The sequence below is a fragment of the Rhodoluna sp. genome, assembly GCF_024639375.1.
Taxonomy (GTDB): domain Bacteria; phylum Actinomycetota; class Actinomycetes; order Actinomycetales; family Microbacteriaceae; genus Rhodoluna.
Genome location: NZ_JAHEIM010000012.1, coordinates 1 through 18770, shown reverse-complemented (window position 1 = coordinate 18770; position 18770 = coordinate 1). Strand labels below are relative to the sequence as shown.

Sequence of the window (18770 nt, the reverse complement as noted above, 5' to 3'; positions counted from 1 at the left end):
TAATTCAGTTATGAGTGGGGCTCAGCAGGGAGTAGCTGATGAGCGCTGGCTAGTCGAACAGCGCTAGACCCACTTATTTGGAGGAAAATCCGCAAACGACTACTGTCACGATTTCGTAACTTTCTAAGGTTATCCGAAGTTCGCCGTTTTGGCTAGACAATTTTTTAGATTGCGATTGAAGCGACCAACACAGTCAGTGGCCCTTGAGTTTTCAACGACCAGCTAAACGCAACCTCATCAAAAATCGAGCTACCGTAGCCAGGCTTGCAGTCCACGGCTACCGGCTTGCCATCGTTCGAAACTTCAACTGCAATTAGCCCTGCTTCGTTCTCGCGCACCGAGATCTGAATGTTGTTGGCCTTGCCGTGCTTGGCGGAATTACTCACCGCTTCGCGAATTACTTCGGCTACACAAGACGCCGCAATTGGGTGCTTTTCAAAGGTAATTTTCAATTCGTTGCTAATTGGCGACACAGTGATGTTTACGGCACCTGCCCACACCTGTTGAATTTGTTCAATTACCTCGGATAGCGATTCGCCACCATCGGCCTGTTCTAGCTTTCTAACTGAAGCCGAGATATCTTCTTGAATGGCCTTGATTTCTTTCTTAGTTGGCTTGTCGGCCTTGGCCAACTTAATGGCGGCGGCATAAAGCGCCGACTGAACAGAACCGTGCAAAATAGCCGCCAACTTGCGTCGATTCATCCAAGCAGCTTGTCGCAACTGAGAGTTGAGAATTGCCAACTCAGCAATAGCCGAAGTCATCTCGGCTTCGGCGGCTGCACGTTGCGTGCGCAAGAACTGCATGTAAAAAGAAATCCAGGTAATGATCCAACTAAACATTACAAATTGGATGGACCCGCCAAATGGCACCGGGGTGAGCGCAAACGACATCAGGTTCACCGCAATAACGGGCGGAATCGTTGCAGCAATGGTGGCAGTGATGAATGCGAAAAAGGCGGGCAGCCACACGCGAACCAGCAATCGGCTGATCGCCTCAAATCCTAGGTAGACCACTGCAAGAGAAATAAAGCCAGCTAATGCAATGTGGTTAGGCGCCATCACCGCGAGAAAGCCAAGCGCTACCGATGCGGTTGCAAAGGTGATGTAGGGCGCCACAATCATTTGACCAACCGAGAGGCTGCCAGGCCAGTTCTGCTTGAAGCCGGCACCAACCGCGCGCTTTGCCGCGACCTTTACTTCAGCTTCAAATTCATCAGTCAAACCAACATCGTGGCTGAGTGGGCGCACCACGGTTTCAACAATATTTTGCAACTTCGAAGAAACATCCACGCCCTTCGACTTCTTGCTGATTTGCTTCGACACATCTTCAATGGCTGGCTTCAATACGGTTTGAATTCGCTGAAGCAGCTCAAGCTTTTGCATTTTGATGCGCTCGCGAATTCCGCCACGCAACTCATCCAAAGTAGCTTTCTCAATTTCAAGCTTTTGAAGCGTGTCAAGGTGTCGCAATCGCGATGCGTTGAAGATAGCAAAGGTGGCCACGGCCCCATAAACAAACAGGGGTGCATTTAGAAGTCGAAGCAGAAGCTCCTCTGCGGGAATCACACCAAGTTGGGTTCCAACCACGAAAACAACAAAGCCGCGAATTAGACCCGCGATAAGAAACGCAATTGATGTGCGCAAGCGCATTCTTGTGCGATTTTGGGTTGGTGCGATTGTTGATCTAAAAATCAGAAGTGGAATCACCGTGGCTATGTAGGCCGAAAGCGAAATTGCAAACCAGGCGGTTGGGTTTTGAATGAAGCGATTCAGATTGAGCGCAATCAAACCGGTGATCGAAGGAAAAGCAAACTGAATTAGAACGCGATTGCTAACCGCAATCGGCCCGGCGGCATTATCGATTGCCGCTGAGAGACTGGTGCGCGGAGTAATCGCCCGTTTAGTCATCAGCGAGCTGCATGGCCTTGCCCGAAGCCTGCAAGAACTTTGATGCCGCTTCAACGCGTGCATTGCCGGCTGCCTGCGGGTCAACATCCAACGCGGCAAAAGTGCGGCTCACAATGCCCTCAACCGCACGCACGGTGGTTGAACGCTTCTCGGCAATCTGCGAGTTTGAATAACCGGCCGCCAATAGTTGCAACACCGCGATTTGTTTGCGCGACAATTCGGCAAGTGGGCGGTTTGGGTCTTGATCGTGGCGGAATTCTTTGGTGACAGAATCGCGCAGCACTGCCTCGATTGCGTTCACCAAATCTTTGGCGTCAACCAACTTCGACTTGCGCAAATAAGCAACGTGCTTTGGCAGGTCGTCTGAGTGTCGGCCAACAAAACGAGGGTCCGGCAAATTGGTGAGGAACACGAGGCCAACATCCGGGGCCACTTCGTGCACTGCGGCTGCGAAGTCAAAACCATTTGGGCCAGCGCCGAGTTCAACATCGATCACGGCCGCGTCTGGGTCAACCGCTTCAAAGGCTCGCTTCGCATCTGCTGCGTTTGCTGCGGTGGTCACTTGAAAGCCGGCTGACTCGAGCATCTTTGCAATCAAGTCGCGCAGCAATGACTCGTCTTCTACAACAAGCACTTGGCGTGCATACATTTTTATCCCCGGATATCTTTAGCGAAGTCGGTTTTTATCTGGAATAACCAGAGTATCGCCGTCAAAGGTGATGCCTGATAGATCTTTGACCACGATGTCGGCTTGGGTTTTCATGGCTCGCTTGGAAACCCCAATCACTAAGCCCACTCCAGCCTCAATAGCGGCGATTACGCCCGCTTCAGCATCTTCAAAAACCACACAGTCGGCTGGCTCAAAACCTAGGCGCTTGGCACCCAACAGATAAGGGTCTGGGTTTGGCTTGCCGTTCTGCACATCTGCGGCGGTGACCAGTTCGGCAGGCACCGGCAAGCCAGCGGCCTCGAGTCGCGCTCGACCAAGGTTTGGATTCGCCGAGGTACAAACTGTCCAGGTGCCTGGCTTTAGTGAGTGCAGCAACTCCACTGCTCCGCCTAGTGGCACGGTTTCGTGCGCGGTGTCTTGCTCAAGTTGATTGATGCGGTTGTTGGCTTCTTCAAATAACTCGGGTGCCACCCAAAGACGCACTTTGTCTTCGGCGCGCACGCCAGCATTTTCGGCGCTATCCCAGTTAATGTGCGGTGCATATTCGCTGCACCAAATTGCCCAAGCATCTTTGGCAGCTTCGTGGCTGTCTACCAGCACACCGTCGTTATCGAACAGCAGCCCACTTGCAGAAAACTTCAACTACTTTGCCTGTCGGTTGCGCTCGGTGATGGTGAAATAAACGCCAACAACGGCGAGCAAAATCAAAACCTTAGCCGGGGCTGCATCTTCAATTAGCCACTGCCAGGTGATTGGTTTCAAAACCGGAATTGATTGACAATCCATGTCTTTGCAATCCACCGGCGGTGCAGACCAAGTTTGTAATTTCTGAACAGCGCTGCTTCCATAGGCAAATGCCATGATGCCAACTACGCCACCAAAAACAATCGAAAGCACAAAGTTCAAAACTGTAGCTCCCGCAGCAAGTGCGGTGCGCGGCTTTGGCGCCTCGGCCTTTGCCGACTTTGCCTTGGCCGCAAAGCGAGTGCCGGCAACAACACCAAAAGCAACAATCAAAACGATGATCACCCAAACCCAAACCTGAAGAGTGGTGCGAGTGATGTCGTAAACCACAAGACCAAAGATGATGGCGAAGGCGGTTGCCAAAATTGGCACAACGTATCCGAGGGTCAAGGCTTTTTGAGTTTCGCTCATTCGAGCCTTGGTGCCATCTTCGTTGCGCTCGTGCTCGCGGGTTACGAATGCGCGAAGCAAAACCCAAACCACCATTGCGGTGCCAAGCAAAATTGGAATGTAAACATCGACCAAACGCACGACAAGATTTTCTGAACGACCGCTATAAGAGTTGAATGCGCCCATGAAAGTGCCGATGACAAAAATCACACCGGCTGCCAAACTCAAAATCACCATCAGGTTGGCAAAGCGGTGAGCAGAGCGAGCAAGTGCCGCGTTGGCATCCGAGGTGGCACGAGCCTTGATTGCCCAAGACTGACCAATAAGCGAACAAATTGCGGTGGCAAGAATGCCAGCGAAGAAAACATAGATAGAAGGGTGCAGCGTGGCGTCGGCGATAGGCATGCCATTGGTTGAGTACTGCTGCGGCGGGGTGAAGATATCAATGATTTGGGCAAGCATGAAGGCCCACCAGGTCACAACCACTCCAGCTAACGGAAGTGCAACGGCTCGGTTCTCAAGCGGAAATTTCTTCATGTCTTCAGCCTAGACCCCCCTAAACTTTTGGCATGATCCTTGTAATTGGCGAAGCCCTGATTGACCTAATTGAGAACCGCTACCAGCCTGGTTCGTTCAACGCGATTGTTGGTGGCGCAAACGCCAACGTTGCTTTGGCGCTTGCTCGACGCGATGTGCCGCACCGTTTCTTGGGTCGCATCAGCAACGACCGCTTCGGCAAAATCATCCGTGAGCGCCTTGAAACAAACGGCGTGAACCTAGACCTCACTATTAGTGCACCTGAGCTAACCACTTTGGCGGTTGTTTCGATTGATTCGCACGGCATTCCGGCTTACGCGTTTTATGTGAACGGCACTGCTGACTGGGCATGGACCCCAGATGAATTGCCAACCGACGTGCAGCTTGAAAACCTTCACGCCACCGCAATTCAATTTGGCTGCTTGACCATGGCGATGGAGCCTGGCAACAAAGTGATTGAAGCCTGGGGCAAATCACACTTCGAACAAAACTCGGTGACCATTAGTCACGACATCAACATGCGCCCTGCTCTGGGTTTCGACCCAACCACCGAGCGCCTTCGTGTCGAGCGCGTGAATTCGTTTAGCCACCTCATCAAGGCATCCGATGAAGATATCGAATGGCTATATGGGCTCGATGCCGGTGCCGATCTCGACGCAATTGTTCGCGGGTGGATTGGCGACACTGGCCGCGTGGTTTTGGTAACTCGTGGCGCATCGGGTACTTCGATTTATCGCGGCGACCGTCGCATTGATGTGGGCTCTCGAAAGATCAATGTGGTTGACACGGTTGGCGCTGGGGATACTTTCTGCGCCAATCTTTTGGGTCAGCTTTCGGACATTGACGCGTTGGGCACCGATGCATTTGATCGCTTGGATAACTTGACCGATGACGCACTTGCCGAGTTCGTTCGCATTGCCGGCGTTGCTGCCTCGATTACCTGCGAGCGTGCCGGTTGCGAGCCGCCAACTCTGGCTGACCTGAATGCGGTTCTAAACGCCTAAATGTCACACCCCCGTGGCACAATCTGACTCATAAAGACAACAGCTGTGCGAACAGCTAGAACAACATCACGGGGTTTATAAATGCGCAAAATTCAAGACGACATTTGGTCGTTTAACACACGCGACCTAATGCGTGCCGCTTCATGTGAACACTGCATCAAACTGGCTGTCGCGCGCGAGCTGCACATGCCAGGCGTTGCCGAGCTAATCAAGCCTTACGACAAGCCGGTTGAGGGCCTGCCAATCACCTATGGCAATCGATACGAGGCCCAGCTTGAGGCTGAGTTGCGTGAGTGCTTGGGTGACGAAGGCTTTCAAAAACCTTCGGATGGCGGCGACCAGATTGCCAAGACTATTGAGTTGATGAATGCTGGCGTGCCAGTGATCTACCAGGGCTCAATGCGCCACCGCGTGGGCCGTGCCGAATTCAGCGGCCGTCCAGACTTTTTGGTTCGCGCCGATTACGAGCTTGATTTTGAAAACGGCAAATTGATTGCCCGCCAGGTAGCTGAGTTGGCGGGCAAGCACGGCTACATCGCCTGGGATGCGAAGCTGGCCGGTTCGGCCAAGCCAAATTACCTGCTACAGGTTGCGCTTTACATTGACGCCCTGGATGCACTCGGTTTGAAGGCTGTCGATGCGCAGCACGGTTTGGTATTGGGTAGCCGTCGCGTTGAAACCTTTGAAGAAGGCGATGTGGTGCCTGCCATGCGGCAGGCTCGCCAAAACCTGGGTGACTTGTTTGATGAATTAGCGGGCAACGTTGACGTTTCGAAGTTTGCACTTGAGAACCTGAGTTTGTATTGCCCGGTTGCTTCAACCTGCGACATTTGTGAATACCCAGATTTGTGTGCACATACTCGCGTTGAAATTGATCACCTGGTGCAGGTAGCTGGCATCAACAAGAGCCAGATTCAGAAGCTGCAAAAAGCCGGCATCACCACAATGGCCGCACTCGGTGCTGCAACCGATGAACAACGCCCTAGTGATTTTGTGCCTGGCAGCTTCGACAAATTGCGCAAGCAGGCTCGTTTGCAAACCTCGTTCAAAACCACGGGCAAGCACAGTTATGAATTGGTCAACGACCCAGAAATTGGCGTGCTACCTCCGGCATCGGCTCACGATGTGTTCTTCGACATGGAGGGCTTTCCGTACTTCGCAGGTGGCGGCTTGGAATATTTGTTTGGTGCCGTAAACCGCGAAAAGAGGTTCTTTGAGTTTTGGGCGCACGACCGAGAGCAAGAGAAGCAAGCCTTCATTGATTTTGTTGAGTACGCCATTGCCGAGATGAGCGCCGACCCGGCGGCCCACATTTATCACTACGCCCCTTATGAGAAAACTGCGCTTAGCCGCTTGGCTGCTCGCCACGGAGTGATGGAAAAAGAAGTTGCGCAGCTGTTTGAAGAAGACCGCCTGATTGATCTTTATAAGGTTGTGCGCGGTTCTATCTTGGTGAGCCAGCCGAGTTATTCAATTAAGTACCTCGAGCCAATTTATGGTTTTGAGCGCACCGGCGAAGTTTCAAATGCGGCAGCCAGCATCGACGGCTACGAAGACTACCGAATGGCAGTTGAAGTTGGCGATGCCGAAACCGCAACAACTTTGATTCGCGACATCGGTTTCTATAACGAGACCGACTGCGTTTCAACGCTTGAACTCTATGAGTGGTTGGCGGCCATGCCCGGTGCTGGCAGCAAATATGCCCAGTTTCGAAGTGCGGTAGAAACAAAAAAAGCAGCGCGACTAGAGGCTAAGAGCTCAGCCGACGGTTCGCTAAGCAAGGCAGAGCTCGAACTTGAACGCCTAATTGAAGGCACCAAAAACCTGATGGCAGCCGTTGAAGATTGGCCTGAGGGCGAAGACCCAGAAGCCGATTACAACGCCAAGATCTGGCTGGCCATCGCTCACTCGATGCTTTATTACAACCGTGAAGAAGTAATCAAATGGCGCGATTTGCGCATTCGTCGTGAAGCCACCGACGACGCACTAGCTAGCGACCGCAAGGCTTTGGTGGCCCGCGATTGCGAGCTGATTGATGCGCAGCCAATGCGCGGTTCAAATAAAACTCGGCAGACCTACCGGTATTTTCTAGAACCCGGGCAAACAGCTTTTTTGAAAGACGACAAAGACATTTATGTTCGTTTTGACATTGGGGCTAACCAACACGAAGTTGATAAAGGCAAGGTCATCAGCAACCTCGATGGCGAGGTGGTCTTCACTCGCGAAACCACTCCAGAAAATCGAGGCTATGAACCAAACGCGCTTTTTGAGAATGAGGCGATTAGACCAGCTCCAAAACCCGAGGCCGTTGGTGACTGGGTTCACGGCATTACAGATAAGTGGGGTGACCCACGCAACCCCGCACCTACGGGCGATGCCACAATCGATTTGCTCATGCGACGCAAGCCAAACTTGGTTGGCGGCGCAGCACTAACCCAAGCAAACGTAAACGACTATTTGCCTGCACTAATCTCTGCAGTCGATGCGCTTGACCATTCAACGCTTGCAGTTCAGGGCCCACCTGGGTCTGGCAAAACTTATCTTGCATCACGCGCGATTAAGCACCTAATTGAGCAAGGCAAATCAATTGGCGTTGTGGCTAACTCACACTCGGCCGTAGAAAACCTGCTTCACGGTTGCATCTCAGCTGGTGTGCCCGTTGAACAAATTGCCAAGCGCAACGCATCTGGTGAATCATTGCCAAAGCCTTGGGCAGTGCCAAAAGACAATGGCGGCCTTGCAACGTGGCGCACCGAGAACCTTAATGTTGGCACTGTAGTTGGCGGCACGTCTTGGGTCTTTTGCGCTGCACAGGTAATGTCACAAAAGTTCGATTACATGTTCATCGATGAAGCCGCTCAGTTCTCGCTGGTTGACGCAATCGCCATTGGCGCCAACACCAAAAACATCGTGATGCTCGGCGACCCGCAGCAACTCACCCAGGTGGTTCAGGCTGTGCACCCAGGCGGCGTTGATAACTCTGCGCTCGGTCACTACATGGGTGAGCAAAAGATTCTTGATGCTCAACACGGCTACTTCGTCGAGGTCACGCGCCGCATGCATCCAAAGGTGAATGAGCCGGTTTCTTGGTTGTCATACGAGGGTCGTCTGCACTCTCACCCAGACACCAATAAGCACGTGCTCGAAGGCGTGGCCCCTGGCCTAAGCGCAATCGAGGTGCACCATGACAACAACTCAACTCACTCCCCCGAAGAAGTGGAGCAAGTGCTGGCAATTATTCGCAAGCACGTTGATCAAGTTGGCATGAGCGAAATTCTCGTGGTCTCGCCTTACAACGCCCAGGTTGATTTGCTGCGTCACGGCCTTGATGCCGAAGGTTATCAAGACATTCAGGTTGGCACCGTAGATAAATTCCAGGGTCGCGAAGCCGACATCGTGATTATTAGCTTGGCAGCATCAACCGCCGAGGATGCGCCGCGCGGCTTAGAGTTCTTGCTTGATCGAAACCGATTGAACGTTGCGCTATCCCGAGCAAAGACAAACAGCTTCTTGGTTTACTCGCCGTTGCTAACCCGCACCAGCTTTAGAAACGTGCAAGACGTCAAATGCATCAGTCGTCTTGCAGGCCTTCTAGCTTTTGCTAATTAGCTAGCAGTTTCTTAACGCGAGGCACAACCTCGTTGGCATAAAGCTCAATCGAGTGCATTAGCTTGTTGTGTGAAAGAGGGCCGGTTGCATACTTCAAGTCAAAACGCTGGGCACCAACCGATTCAATCGCATAGGCAATCTTCTTAGCCACTGTTTCTGGTGCACCCACATAAAGCGACCCATGGTTCACTTCGTGCAAGTAGTGATCTTTTGACATTGGCTGCCATCCGCGTTCGCGACCAATGCGGCCGAAACTCTCCTGATAGGCCGGCCACATTTCTTCGATTGCTTGCTCATCTGTGTCGGCAACGTGACCAGGTGAGTGAATTGAAATTGGCAATGCTTCGCGGCCAAACTTATCCAAAGCATCGTGAAATAGTTTTGCAAACGGCGCAAAGCGAGCTGGGTCGCCGCCAATAATTGCCAGCGCCAGTGGTGTGCCCAAACGCGCTGCACGAATAACTGACTCTGGGCTGCCACCTACGCCAACGCGAATTGCAATTGGTTTTTCGGTCTTTGGGTAAACGTCTTGGTTGGTTAGCGAAGCGCGAGTGGTGCCGCTCCAAGTGACTGGTTGCTCTTTTAGAAGCTCAACCAATAGCTCCAGTTTTTCTTCAAACAAAACTGCGTAGTCCTGCAGCTCATAGCCAAACAGCGGAAAAGACTCGGTGAAAGATCCACGTCCAGCGGTGATCTCGGCACGGCCGTTTGATAGCGCCTGGATGGTTGCAAAGCGTTGATAGACGCGCACCGGGTCGTCACTAGAAAGCACGGTCACGCCAGTGCCCAGGGTGATGTTCTTGGTGACGGTTGCAATGCCGGCAAGCACGGTGTCTGGAACAGAAACTGCAAAGTCATTGCGGTGGTGCTCGCCGATGTTGAAGTTGTCTAAGCCCAGCTCGTCTGCCAAAACCGCCTGCGCAACAATGTTGCGAATTACCTGGCCGGCAGAGTCATCGTTGCCCTGCTTATCGCGGGTCATGTCGCCAAAGGTGTCTAGGCCAAATCGAACCTGAGTCATCGTCATCTCTTTCTGAGTTGAACTTTGTCAACCCCCACTAGACAACTCTAGGCCAGGTTGGTTTATTCCAACTACTGAGGCAAAACCTTGAGCGTCTTCAAGGTTGGGTCGGCAACAAATGCAATGCGCACGCCCATGTCGCGCGCCTTTAGCAATGCGCTCAAGGCCGCTTCGGTAATGCGCTCACCCGGTGACAACACCGGCACGCCTGGTGGGTAAGGGCAAATCATTTCTGCTGAAACTCGACCAACCGCATTGGCCGAATCAACCACTTCGTAATCAGAGAAGAAGGCCTCGCGCGGGGTGACTACAACCTCAGGCTCAATCGAGAACGCCGGCAGAATTTCAATCGGACGAACCGGCCCACGGTGACGATTCACCGATTCGATAATGCGTTGAATCAGATCATTGATGCGATCTGGGGTGTCGGCAAATGTAATCATCGGAATCACGATGTCGCGGTTCGCCATTTCAACATCGATGTTGGCCGCCAATAGATCGGCTTCAACGTGGTTGCCATCGGCACCCACTGATCCGAGCAAAATAACCAACTTCAACGGGTCAATGTATTCGCCATCAATCACTTGGATGCCGGCCGCACGGAGTGCATCGCGACCGCGCTCGGTGGCTTCGATTACAGGGCCAATCAACTCAGCACCGTGACGCTCAAGCAGCGCACGTGCCGCATCGATAGAAGCCAAGATGCGACCTGACATTGATGTGGTTTGGGTTGAGTCGAACATTTTGTTGAAGCGGGCAAGGTCTACCAGGCCTTCGCGCACCAAAACAAATGAAGCCTGCGAGTAGCTAGGCAAGGTTTTGTGGGCCGAGGTGACCACGATGTCGGCACCTTCGGCAAGGGGGTGGTTTGGCAGCTCTTTGTGAAAACCATAGTGGGCAGCCCAAGCTGCATCAACAACGAGTGGAATGCCGGCGTCGTGACAAACTTTAGACAAGCGAGGGATGTTTGACATGGTGCCAACATATGAAGGCTCGCCAATCAAAACTGCTTTTGCGTCTGGGTTGGCTGCAATGGTTTCTGCCAAACGGGTTGATGGCAAGTATTCAGGCAACCCAGTTTCTGGGTTGATCTCAGGGCGAATCCAAATTGGGGTGACCCCCGCATAAACCATGCCAACCAAAACTGATTTGTGCAGGGTGCGAGAAACAATCACTTTGTCGCCAGGTGAGGCAACGGCCATTACGGCTGCGTGGTTTGAACCACTAGAACCATTCACTCCAAAGCGGCAGAGGTCTGCGCCCCAAAGTTTGGCAGCAATTGCCTCTGCCTCAAGAATGAGCGATGGTGAAATTCGATTGGTGTGGTTGCCCGGCAGAACTGGAATGTCTCCGTCAACGATTGCACCGGTTAAATCGGTGCGACCCTTGTGGCCAGGAATTTGGAATGGCGATCGGTCTGTTTCCATATCGCGCATCCATGCGTCTAGCAGGGGCGCGTGTGCACGCAAACCCATAGGGTCTTTCGGGTCAAGTAGTGTGGCTGCGCCAAATGCGTGTTGTGGCAATATCCCGCCTTTCGATAATCGGCTATCAGCCTAACGAATAAGGGACCGGGCCTAAAGGCCCGATCCCCAATTCAAAGTGAACGTTTGGTAAGGCTTAGAACTCAACCTTGGTGATGTTGGTGTCTAGCAAAATGCCCGGACCAAATGTGGTTGCAAGTGCAGCCTTGATTAGGTAGCGGCCCTTTGAGCTTGATGGCTTCAAACGGTTTACTTCTTCAAGTGCAACTGCAAGGTTTTCGCCAAGCTGCTCTTTTGTGAATGAAGCCTTGCCAATGATGAAGTGCAAGTTTGACTGCTTGTCGATGCGGAACTCGATGCGGCCACCCTTGATGTCGGTAACTGCCTTCGCAACATCTGGAGTCACGGTGCCGGTCTTTGGGTTAGGCATAAGGTTGCGAGGACCAAGAACCTTACCTAGGCGACCGACCTTACCCATAAGTTCAGGAGTCGATACTGCAGAGTCAAAGTCGGTCCAGCCTGCGGCTACCTTCTCGATCAGTTCGTCGCCGCCAACTTCGTCTGCACCGGCAGCCTTTGCAGCGTCAGCCGCGGCACCAGTTGCAAAAACGATTACGCGTGCAGTCTTACCAGTTCCGTGTGGAAGTGAAACAGTTCCACGGATCATCTGGTCTGCCTTGCGAGGGTCGACGCCAAGCTTAAGTGCAACCTCAATGGTTGAATCAAACTTCTTCGAACCAGTCTCTTTGATAAGAGCTACTGCTTCGGCTGGGGTGTATAGCTTGCCCTCGGTGATGAGAGCTGCTGCGGCCTGGTAGGCCTTTGAGCGCTTTGCCATTCTGTTGTTCCTTTTCTAATTGGTCACAGTTCGTGGTCAACGCATCGCGCGCGATGCTCCCACTAATTGCTATTGGTTTGTGTTGCTTAAGCTTCGGTTGTGATTCCCATTGAGCGTGCAGTACCAGCGATGATCTTTGCAGCTGCATCAACATCGTTAGCGTTCAGATCTGACATCTTCTGCTCGGCAATCTTGTACAAAGCTTCCTTCGAAAGTGTTGCAACCTTCACGGTGTGAGGAGTTGCTGAACCCTTCTGAACGTTTGCTGCCTTCTTGATTAGCTCGGCTGCAGGAGGGGTCTTTAGAACGAAGGTGAATGAGCGGTCTTCGTAAACGGTGATTTCTACCGGAACGACGTTGCCCTTCTGGTCTGCAGTTGCGTTGTTGTACGCAGTGCAGAACTCCATGATGTTCACACCGTGCTGACCAAGAGCTGGACCAATCGGAGGTGCTGGGTTAGCAGCGCCTGCGTTGATCTGAAGCTTGATCATGCCAGTGATCTTTTTCTTCGGTGCCATTTTGATTTTCCTTTTGTTTGTTTGGAAACTGTTTATAAAACTTGTTTAGTTCAGAGCGCCAACCTGCTCGAAGCCCAACTCCACTGGAGTCTCGCGCTCGAACAGTGAAACCAAAACAGTAAGCTTGCCGCTTTCTGGCTTGATCTCGCTAATGGTTCCTGGAAGACCGGCAAACGAGCCGTCTTTGATCATGATGCTCTCGCCAACCTTGTAATCAACGTTGATTGGAACAGCCTTAGCCTTGCCCTTAACGGCAACGCCACCCTTGGCAGCAGCCTTGGCTTCTGCTTCTTCAGGCAATACATAAAGGCTCTTCAACATGTTGAATGCTTCGTCTGCGCGAAGTGGTGTTGGGTTCTGAGAGTTACCAACGAAGCCGGTAACTGCTGGAGTGTGACGAACAAGTGACCATGACTCTTCGTTCATCTCCATGCGAATCAATACATAACCAGGGATGCGTACCTTGGTTACCAACTTGCGCTGGCCGTTCTTGATTTCGATTGAGTCTTCCATTGGAACTTCAATCTGGAAGATGTCGTCGCCGCCCTCGATTGCAAGCTTGCGGTTTTCGATGTTCTGCTTAACGCGCTTTTCATAACCCGCGTATGAGTGGATTACGTACCACTTGCCAGGCTGACGGCGAAGTTCTGCTTTGAATTCTGCGTAAGGGTCAACCGGTGCACCCTCTTCGATTTCGTCTGCAATTGCAGCCTGCTCTTCGGCAGCCTCAACAATTGCTTCTTCAAGTTCTAGATCTTGCTCCAGCTCAACAGCCGCGTCTTTTGCCAAATCGGCAAAGTCAGCGTCTGCCTCGGCAATTGCTTGCTCGACAGCTGGGTCAGTTGCAACAACTTCGGCCAAAGCCTCTAGCTCGTCGCGTTCCATATCAGTCAACGTTTGAATCCTTTTATTTGTGGAGCGAAATTATGCGGTTGGGGTGAAGACAAAAGTAACAGCTTGGTAGAACAACCAGTCAAGACCGGTAATGATCACCATTACAACTGCAACGAATGCAAGCACCACTGCGGTGTAGTTGCGAAGTTCTGCCCAGGTTGGCTTGGTGACTTTGTTTAGTTCACCAAGAACCTGCTTAATGAAAAGAGCACCGCGTGCAAAAACGTTGCGCTTTGACGCACGATCAGCTTTCGCTTTCTCGACTAGGTCTTCTTGCTCTAGTTCATCTGCCATGAGGCGTTCCTTTTCTTTGTGACCGAAGTCATTTCGTTTCAGCAGGGCGGACAGGACTCGAACCTGCAACCCTCGGTTTTGGAGACCGATGCTCTACCAATTGAGCCACCACCCTTTACAGGGTTGTTTGTTGCTTCGAAAGCCAGGCAAATGGGCACACTAATAGATTGAATATCTAAGAATGATTTAATTGCCAGATAAGGCTTCCGGAGTTGTCAAACTACCTCCTGTAAGGATAACCGCTGCGGACCTTTTGCGCAAAGGCTAATTAGGGCGCTGGCCCATCCGAGGCCCGATTCTGCTTGCTAATCTTGTCGCATGCCTGAATTCCCTCGAATCTCAAAACGTATCGGTGCCATTGCTGAATCAGCCACTCTCAAGGTTGATGCCAAAGCCAAATCGCTTCAGGCAGCTGGCCGCCCAGTCATCTCTTATGCAGCCGGCGAACCTGACTTTCCAACCCCGGCCCACATCGTAGAAGCCGCCATTGTGGCCGCTCGCGACCCTAAAAACCACCGCTACACCCCGGCCGTGGGCCTTCCAGACCTGCGCGAGGCAATTGCCGCCAAAACCAAGACCGACTCTGGCACCGAAATCTCGGCTGCTCAAGTGGTTGTCACCAACGGTGGCAAGCAGGCGGTTTACCAGGCATTTGCCACAATTGTTGACCCGGGCGACGAGGTTTTGATGCCTACCCCGTTCTGGACAACCTATCCTGAGGCCATTCGCCTTGCCGGTGGCGTGCCAGTTGAGGTTTTTGCCGGCGCAGACCAGAACTACCTGGTCACCGTGGAGCAGCTTGAAGCGGCTCGCACCCCTAAGTCGAAGGTTTTGCTCTTCGTTTCACCTTCAAACCCAACCGGTTCGGTTTATACCCGAGAGCAGACCGAGGCAATCGGTCGCTGGGCCTATGAAAACGGCCTTTGGGTAATTACCGACGAGATCTACCAGAACCTGGTTTACGACGGCGTGAAGGCAACCTCAATCACTGAGGCAGTTCCAGAGCTAATCGACCGCACCATTTTGGTGAACGGCGTTGCCAAGACTTACGCAATGACCGGTTGGCGCTTGGGATGGATGGCTGGCCCGCTTGACGCAATGAAGGCGGCTGGCAATTTGCAGTCACACCTTTCTTCTAACGTCTCAAACATTTCGCAGCGTGCAGCGATTGCCGCTTTGACCGGCCCTCAGGATGAAGTGCTGGCCATGCGCGAAGCCTTCGACCGTCGTCGCAAGATTGCGGTTGCTGAGTTGAACAAGATTCCTGGTTGGGTTGCTCCAACCCCTCAAGGTGCTTTCTATGTTTACTCGGATGTCACCGGCCTGTTGGGTCGCGAGTGGGGCGGCAAGCAAATCAACACTTCGCTAGAACTTTGCGACTACATTCTTGAAACCGCTGAAGTTGCACTTGTGCCAGGTGAGGCCTTCGGCCCATCAGGCTATGTGCGCTTGTCTTATGCACTTGGCGATGCGCCATTGCTAGAAGGCATTCAGCGTTTGCAAAAACTCTTTAGCTAAGTGCTAATAAAAAAGACCCGCGAAGTGCGGGTCTTTTTTTATCGGCAAGTTTTTACGAGCCAAACGTTTAAGCGTGGCTGAAACCAACGAGGTTTGGTTCAGGCACCAAGTTGATTGCGAACTTATTTGACACTCGGGTTTGCACATAGGTTGCCAATTGCAAAATTTCTTCGGCAGTAGCACCCCCGGTGTTCACAATTGCAAGCGTGTGCTTGCTAGAAATTGCAGCCTTAGAGCCGGCAATTCGATAGCCCTTTTGAATTCCTGCGTTTTCAATCAACCATGCCGCTGATAGCTTCACGGTTAGACCATCGTCTTCTTCGTTTTCATAACGAGGTGCATCTTCTGGCAGAGTGCGAGCCACTTTGTCGCTCACGATTGGGTTGGTAAAGAAACTTCCGCAGCTAACTGAATCTGGGTCGGCGTCACTCAACGCCATTCCCTTGTTGGCACGAAGTTTGAGCACGCTGTTTCGCACATCGGCCAGCGGCACCTGCGCGCCCATGGCAACGCCAAGATCCGCAGCAATCTGAGTTGAATAAAGTGGGCGACTCAGGCCATCCAAGTTTTGTAATTCAAATTCAACCCAAGTGATCACGCCTGGGCGACCACGTTTAATTGCGCTATCGCGATAACCAAACTGCAAGTCTTTGGCTTCAAGAATGGCAACTTCGTGAGTCACGTAATCCAAGAACTCGAGGCGCACCATGGTGTCGCTTAGCTCTTGACCATAGGCGCCAATGTTCTGCACCGGAGCAGCGCCCACGGTGCCCGGAATGCCACTCATTGCCTCAATGCCAGCAAGGCCTGCAGCGATGGTGTGGGCCACAAAGCCATCCCAAGATTCGCCCGCTTGCACCCGCACCACAACTCGTGACTCATCGCGATTGCGCACTGGCTCAATGCCAAGATTGGCAACTTTGATCACGCGCAAATTTTCAACGTCGTCGGAAACCACAAGATTTGAGCCGCCACCCAAGACCAACCAGTCTTCGCCCGATCGCCAAACACCAAGTGTGTGTTCGATTAGGTCGTCACGAGTTTTTGCTTCGAAAATTTCGGCAGGTGTGCCGCCAACTCGAATGGTGGTTAATTCGCTTAGTGGTTTAACCGAATTCATTACAGGCGAACTCGAACCTGTGCTTTGCCAAGCACGGTGGTGTCGTTGAAAGTTGCGGTTAGATCAACACGAACAATTTTGTTTTCGGCGTCAATCTCGGCAATTTTGCCAGAGACCAAAACCACTGCGCCTTCGCGAGCATCAACCACTACTGGCTTGGTGAAGCGCACCTGGTAGTCGGCGATTCGGCCGGCATCGCCAACCCAATCAACAGCAACCTGAACGGCGGCGCCCATGGTGAGCATGCCGTGTGCCAAAACTCCTGGCAGGCCAACGGCTTGTGCCACATCGTCGCGATAGTGAATGTTGTTGAAGTCACCCGATGCACCGGCATAACGCACTAGTGAATCGCGAGTAAACCAAAACTCTTGCTTGCCAATTTCTTGGCCAACTTCTAGTGACGCAATGTTGATGTGAGTCATTACTCTGCACCTCGAACCACAAGCGTTGAAATGGCGGTGCAAACAAGGTCTTTATTCACATCGAAGATTTTGGTTTCAAATGTGACCATTGAGTTGCCACCTAGTGACTTAACGCTGGCTACTTCTAGCTCGCTCACCAATTCGTCACCAGCAACTATTGGTCGCTCGTGAATGAAGCGCTGATCACCATGAACCACGCGGCTGAATTCGATGCCAGCCTCTGGGTCTGCCAAAACAGTTGTCAGCGAACGCTCCTGAATCACCACGGCAAAAGTTGGCGGCGCAATGATGTCGTCATAGCCGGCAGCTTGTGCGGCGAAGACATCCAAGTTCATTGGATTGGTTGATTTAACCGCGTGGGCGAACTCGCGGATTTTTTCACGGCCAACCAGATAAGGCTGGGTTGCCGGATATTTTTTGCCCTGCACGTTTGGATTTACCACGGGATTAGTTTACGAGCGACAGTAGCTAGGGCGGGACTCGAACCCGCGACCCCACGATTATGAGTCGTGTGCTCTAACCACCTGAGCTACCCAGCCGGGCATTGCCACCTAGTGAAACGGTGGCAATTGGTTGTTTTTAGTGCGAGCCCCGAGCCAGGATTGAACTGGCGACCCCTTCCTTACCATGGAAGTGCTCTACCACTGAGCTATCGGGGCGTTGTGCAGATTGGCGACTGGCGCCAGGCACCAGAAGACTTTATCACCTTTATTTAGCGGCTGGCAAACGCCAGATGTTGACTGAAACCTTGTCACCCGGCAGTTTCACGCTGTTGGTTTTCACTTCGATTTTGCCGCCACCAAAAAGGTTCACCGAGTGCTCAAGGCCAAACACCGCATCTTTGTGCAACTTGATCGAAGAATCTTTGCCGCGAGTGGCGCACACCAGGATGCTTTGCTTGCGGTGTTCACGAACGAAAACCACGGCTTCATCCGAGGCATATAAAAAGCGCATGCTGCCCTCGGTTAGCGCCGGGTTAGCCTTGCGAATCTCGGCCAGCTTGGCATAAACGGCAACCAGGTTCTTTTCGATTGGTCGCTCGTTGTTCCAAGGCATTGGCGTGCGCGCTTCCTCGCCGATAGTGCCATCGAGGCCAAACTCGTCGCCGGCCCAAACCATTGGAATGCCTGGGATGGTGAATTGCAAACCGGCGGCAACTTTTTGCGCACCCTTGATGGCGAAAGTTTTGAAGCGTGGGGTGTCATGGGTATCGAGGGCGTTCAAATTATTGGTACGAACATGCCACGGAAACCCGGCGTTGAATTGGGTGTAGCTGGTCACAAAGTCAGTGCCGCTTTCGGCCTTGGTGATGTATCCCATGTTTTGCAATTCTGTTTGTTCACTCTGCTTGTGCAACCAACGCCAAACCGGGCGTGTGAAGTTTGCATAAGTCATTGCGCCTTGCCAACCGTCGCCCTGCACTTCATAGGCAGCGTCACCGGTGTACTCCCCCAACATAATGGTGTTCGGGTTTACTTCAACCATGGTGGTGCGCACGGTCTTGGCAACATCCAGATACATGTCTTCATCGCGCACTCGGCCAGTCATGTTGGCCACGTCAATGCGCCAACCGTCAAAGTTGAAAGGCGCCTTGAGCCACTTGGCAACCACCGAGTTTTTACCTTCGATGAATCGCTTGCGCAACTCCTTTGAGTTCCAGTTGAACTTTGGCAAACTCGGGTAACCAAACCAGGCGTCATATTTTGTGTTGCCGTCGGTGAAGTAATAAAACTCAGATTCAAGTGCCTTCGGATTTTTGTGCGCCGCCTTGAACCATTCGTGAGTGTCACCAGAGTG

At 52.4% G+C, this 18770-nt stretch carries 17 protein-coding genes and 3 tRNA genes; 3 read left to right on the top strand and 17 right to left on the bottom strand.

The genetic code is table 11. The features are described from left to right. Window positions 1-164: 164 nt before the first annotated feature. Genes Q0L28_RS05270 through Q0L28_RS05255 form a run of 4 tightly spaced genes read right to left on the bottom strand, consistent with a single transcriptional unit; the run spans window position 165 to window position 4251 of the window. Window positions 165-1910: a hypothetical protein gene (locus Q0L28_RS05270; RefSeq protein ID WP_296632579.1), complete on the bottom strand. Its 1746-nt coding sequence runs from the start codon at window positions 1908-1910 to the stop codon at window positions 165-167. After that, window positions 1903-2559: a response regulator transcription factor gene (locus Q0L28_RS05265; protein WP_296632575.1), complete on the bottom strand. Its 657-nt coding sequence runs from the start codon at window positions 2557-2559 to the stop codon at window positions 1903-1905. Before Q0L28_RS05265 ends, Q0L28_RS05270 begins: the two co-directional genes overlap by 8 nt. Window positions 2560-2577: 18 nt before the next feature. Next, window positions 2578-3222, bottom strand: coding sequence for an HAD-IA family hydrolase (locus tag Q0L28_RS05260; RefSeq protein WP_296632574.1), 645 nt, complete (start codon window positions 3220-3222; stop codon window positions 2578-2580). Beyond that, the gene (locus tag Q0L28_RS05255) at window positions 3223-4251 is read right to left on the bottom strand and encodes a hypothetical protein (RefSeq protein WP_296632572.1); all 1029 of its coding nucleotides are present in this window, start codon (window positions 4249-4251) and stop codon (window positions 3223-3225) included. A 32-nt stretch (window positions 4252-4283) separates the two neighbouring features. On the opposite strand from Q0L28_RS05255, the gene Q0L28_RS05250 reads away from it, so the two are divergent. Together Q0L28_RS05250 and Q0L28_RS05245 are read left to right on the top strand one after the other, a co-directional pair. Continuing rightward, window positions 4284-5255 (top strand): carbohydrate kinase, encoded by a 972-nt coding sequence (locus Q0L28_RS05250; RefSeq protein WP_296632570.1) that lies wholly within the window; start codon window positions 4284-4286, stop codon window positions 5253-5255. Between the two features lie 81 nt (window positions 5256-5336). Next, window positions 5337-8864, top strand: coding sequence for a TM0106 family RecB-like putative nuclease (locus tag Q0L28_RS05245; protein ID WP_296632568.1), 3528 nt, complete (start codon window positions 5337-5339; stop codon window positions 8862-8864). Here Q0L28_RS05245 and Q0L28_RS05240 read toward each other — a convergent pair. From Q0L28_RS05240 to Q0L28_RS05210, 7 genes are all read right to left on the bottom strand, one after another. Continuing rightward, window positions 8857-9885 (bottom strand): Atu2307/SP_0267 family LLM class monooxygenase, encoded by a 1029-nt coding sequence (locus Q0L28_RS05240; protein WP_296632565.1) that lies wholly within the window; start codon window positions 9883-9885, stop codon window positions 8857-8859. The two genes, Q0L28_RS05245 and Q0L28_RS05240, sit on opposite strands and share 8 nt — an antisense overlap. A gap of 71 nt (window positions 9886-9956) precedes the next feature. Continuing rightward, window positions 9957-11411, bottom strand: a complete 1455-nt coding sequence (locus tag Q0L28_RS05235; RefSeq protein WP_296632563.1) for an aminotransferase class V-fold PLP-dependent enzyme — start codon at window positions 11409-11411, stop codon at window positions 9957-9959. Window positions 11412-11505: 94 nt separating this feature from the next. Then, the gene (gene rplA / locus Q0L28_RS05230) at window positions 11506-12207 is read right to left on the bottom strand and encodes a 50S ribosomal protein L1 (RefSeq protein ID WP_296632560.1); all 702 of its coding nucleotides are present in this window, start codon (window positions 12205-12207) and stop codon (window positions 11506-11508) included. A gap of 86 nt (window positions 12208-12293) precedes the next feature. Then, window positions 12294-12725, bottom strand: coding sequence for a 50S ribosomal protein L11 (rplK, locus tag Q0L28_RS05225; protein WP_296632559.1), 432 nt, complete (start codon window positions 12723-12725; stop codon window positions 12294-12296). A 45-nt stretch (window positions 12726-12770) separates the two neighbouring features. Beyond that, window positions 12771-13610: a transcription termination/antitermination protein NusG gene (gene nusG, locus Q0L28_RS05220; protein WP_366843564.1), complete on the bottom strand. Its 840-nt coding sequence runs from the start codon at window positions 13608-13610 to the stop codon at window positions 12771-12773. A gap of 39 nt (window positions 13611-13649) precedes the next feature. Beyond that, a complete protein-coding gene (gene secE, locus Q0L28_RS05215) occupies window positions 13650-13913 on the bottom strand; it encodes a preprotein translocase subunit SecE (RefSeq protein ID WP_296632555.1) in 264 nt (87 codons plus the stop codon). A 42-nt stretch (window positions 13914-13955) separates the two neighbouring features. After that, window positions 13956-14028: transfer RNA gene (locus Q0L28_RS05210), tRNA-Trp, on the bottom strand. A gap of 203 nt (window positions 14029-14231) precedes the next feature. Here Q0L28_RS05210 and Q0L28_RS05205 point away from each other — a divergent pair. Next, the gene (locus tag Q0L28_RS05205) at window positions 14232-15431 is read left to right on the top strand and encodes a pyridoxal phosphate-dependent aminotransferase (RefSeq protein WP_296632553.1); all 1200 of its coding nucleotides are present in this window, start codon (window positions 14232-14234) and stop codon (window positions 15429-15431) included. 67 nt (window positions 15432-15498) lie between these two features. On the opposite strand, the gene Q0L28_RS05200 is transcribed toward Q0L28_RS05205, so the two are convergent. From Q0L28_RS05200 to Q0L28_RS05175, 6 genes are all read right to left on the bottom strand, one after another. After that, a complete protein-coding gene (locus Q0L28_RS05200) occupies window positions 15499-16551 on the bottom strand; it encodes a UDP-N-acetylmuramate dehydrogenase (RefSeq protein ID WP_296632550.1) in 1053 nt (350 codons plus the stop codon). Further along, complete coding sequence (locus Q0L28_RS05195) at window positions 16551-16973, bottom strand: MaoC family dehydratase (protein WP_296632548.1); 423 nt, start codon at window positions 16971-16973, stop codon at window positions 16551-16553. The genes Q0L28_RS05200 and Q0L28_RS05195 overlap by 1 nt, the downstream gene beginning before the upstream one ends. Beyond that, window positions 16973-17416: a MaoC family dehydratase N-terminal domain-containing protein gene (locus Q0L28_RS05190; protein ID WP_296632545.1), complete on the bottom strand. Its 444-nt coding sequence runs from the start codon at window positions 17414-17416 to the stop codon at window positions 16973-16975. Before Q0L28_RS05190 ends, Q0L28_RS05195 begins: the two co-directional genes overlap by 1 nt. A 22-nt stretch (window positions 17417-17438) precedes the next feature. Further along, window positions 17439-17512 (bottom strand) — tRNA-Met (locus Q0L28_RS05185). Window positions 17513-17560: 48 nt separating this feature from the next. After that, window positions 17561-17632, bottom strand: a tRNA-Thr gene (locus tag Q0L28_RS05180). Between the two features lie 49 nt (window positions 17633-17681). Next, window positions 17682-18770, bottom strand: a 1089-nt coding sequence (locus tag Q0L28_RS05175) for an alpha-amylase family glycosyl hydrolase (protein WP_296632543.1), incomplete at its 5' end; no start/stop codon positions are given.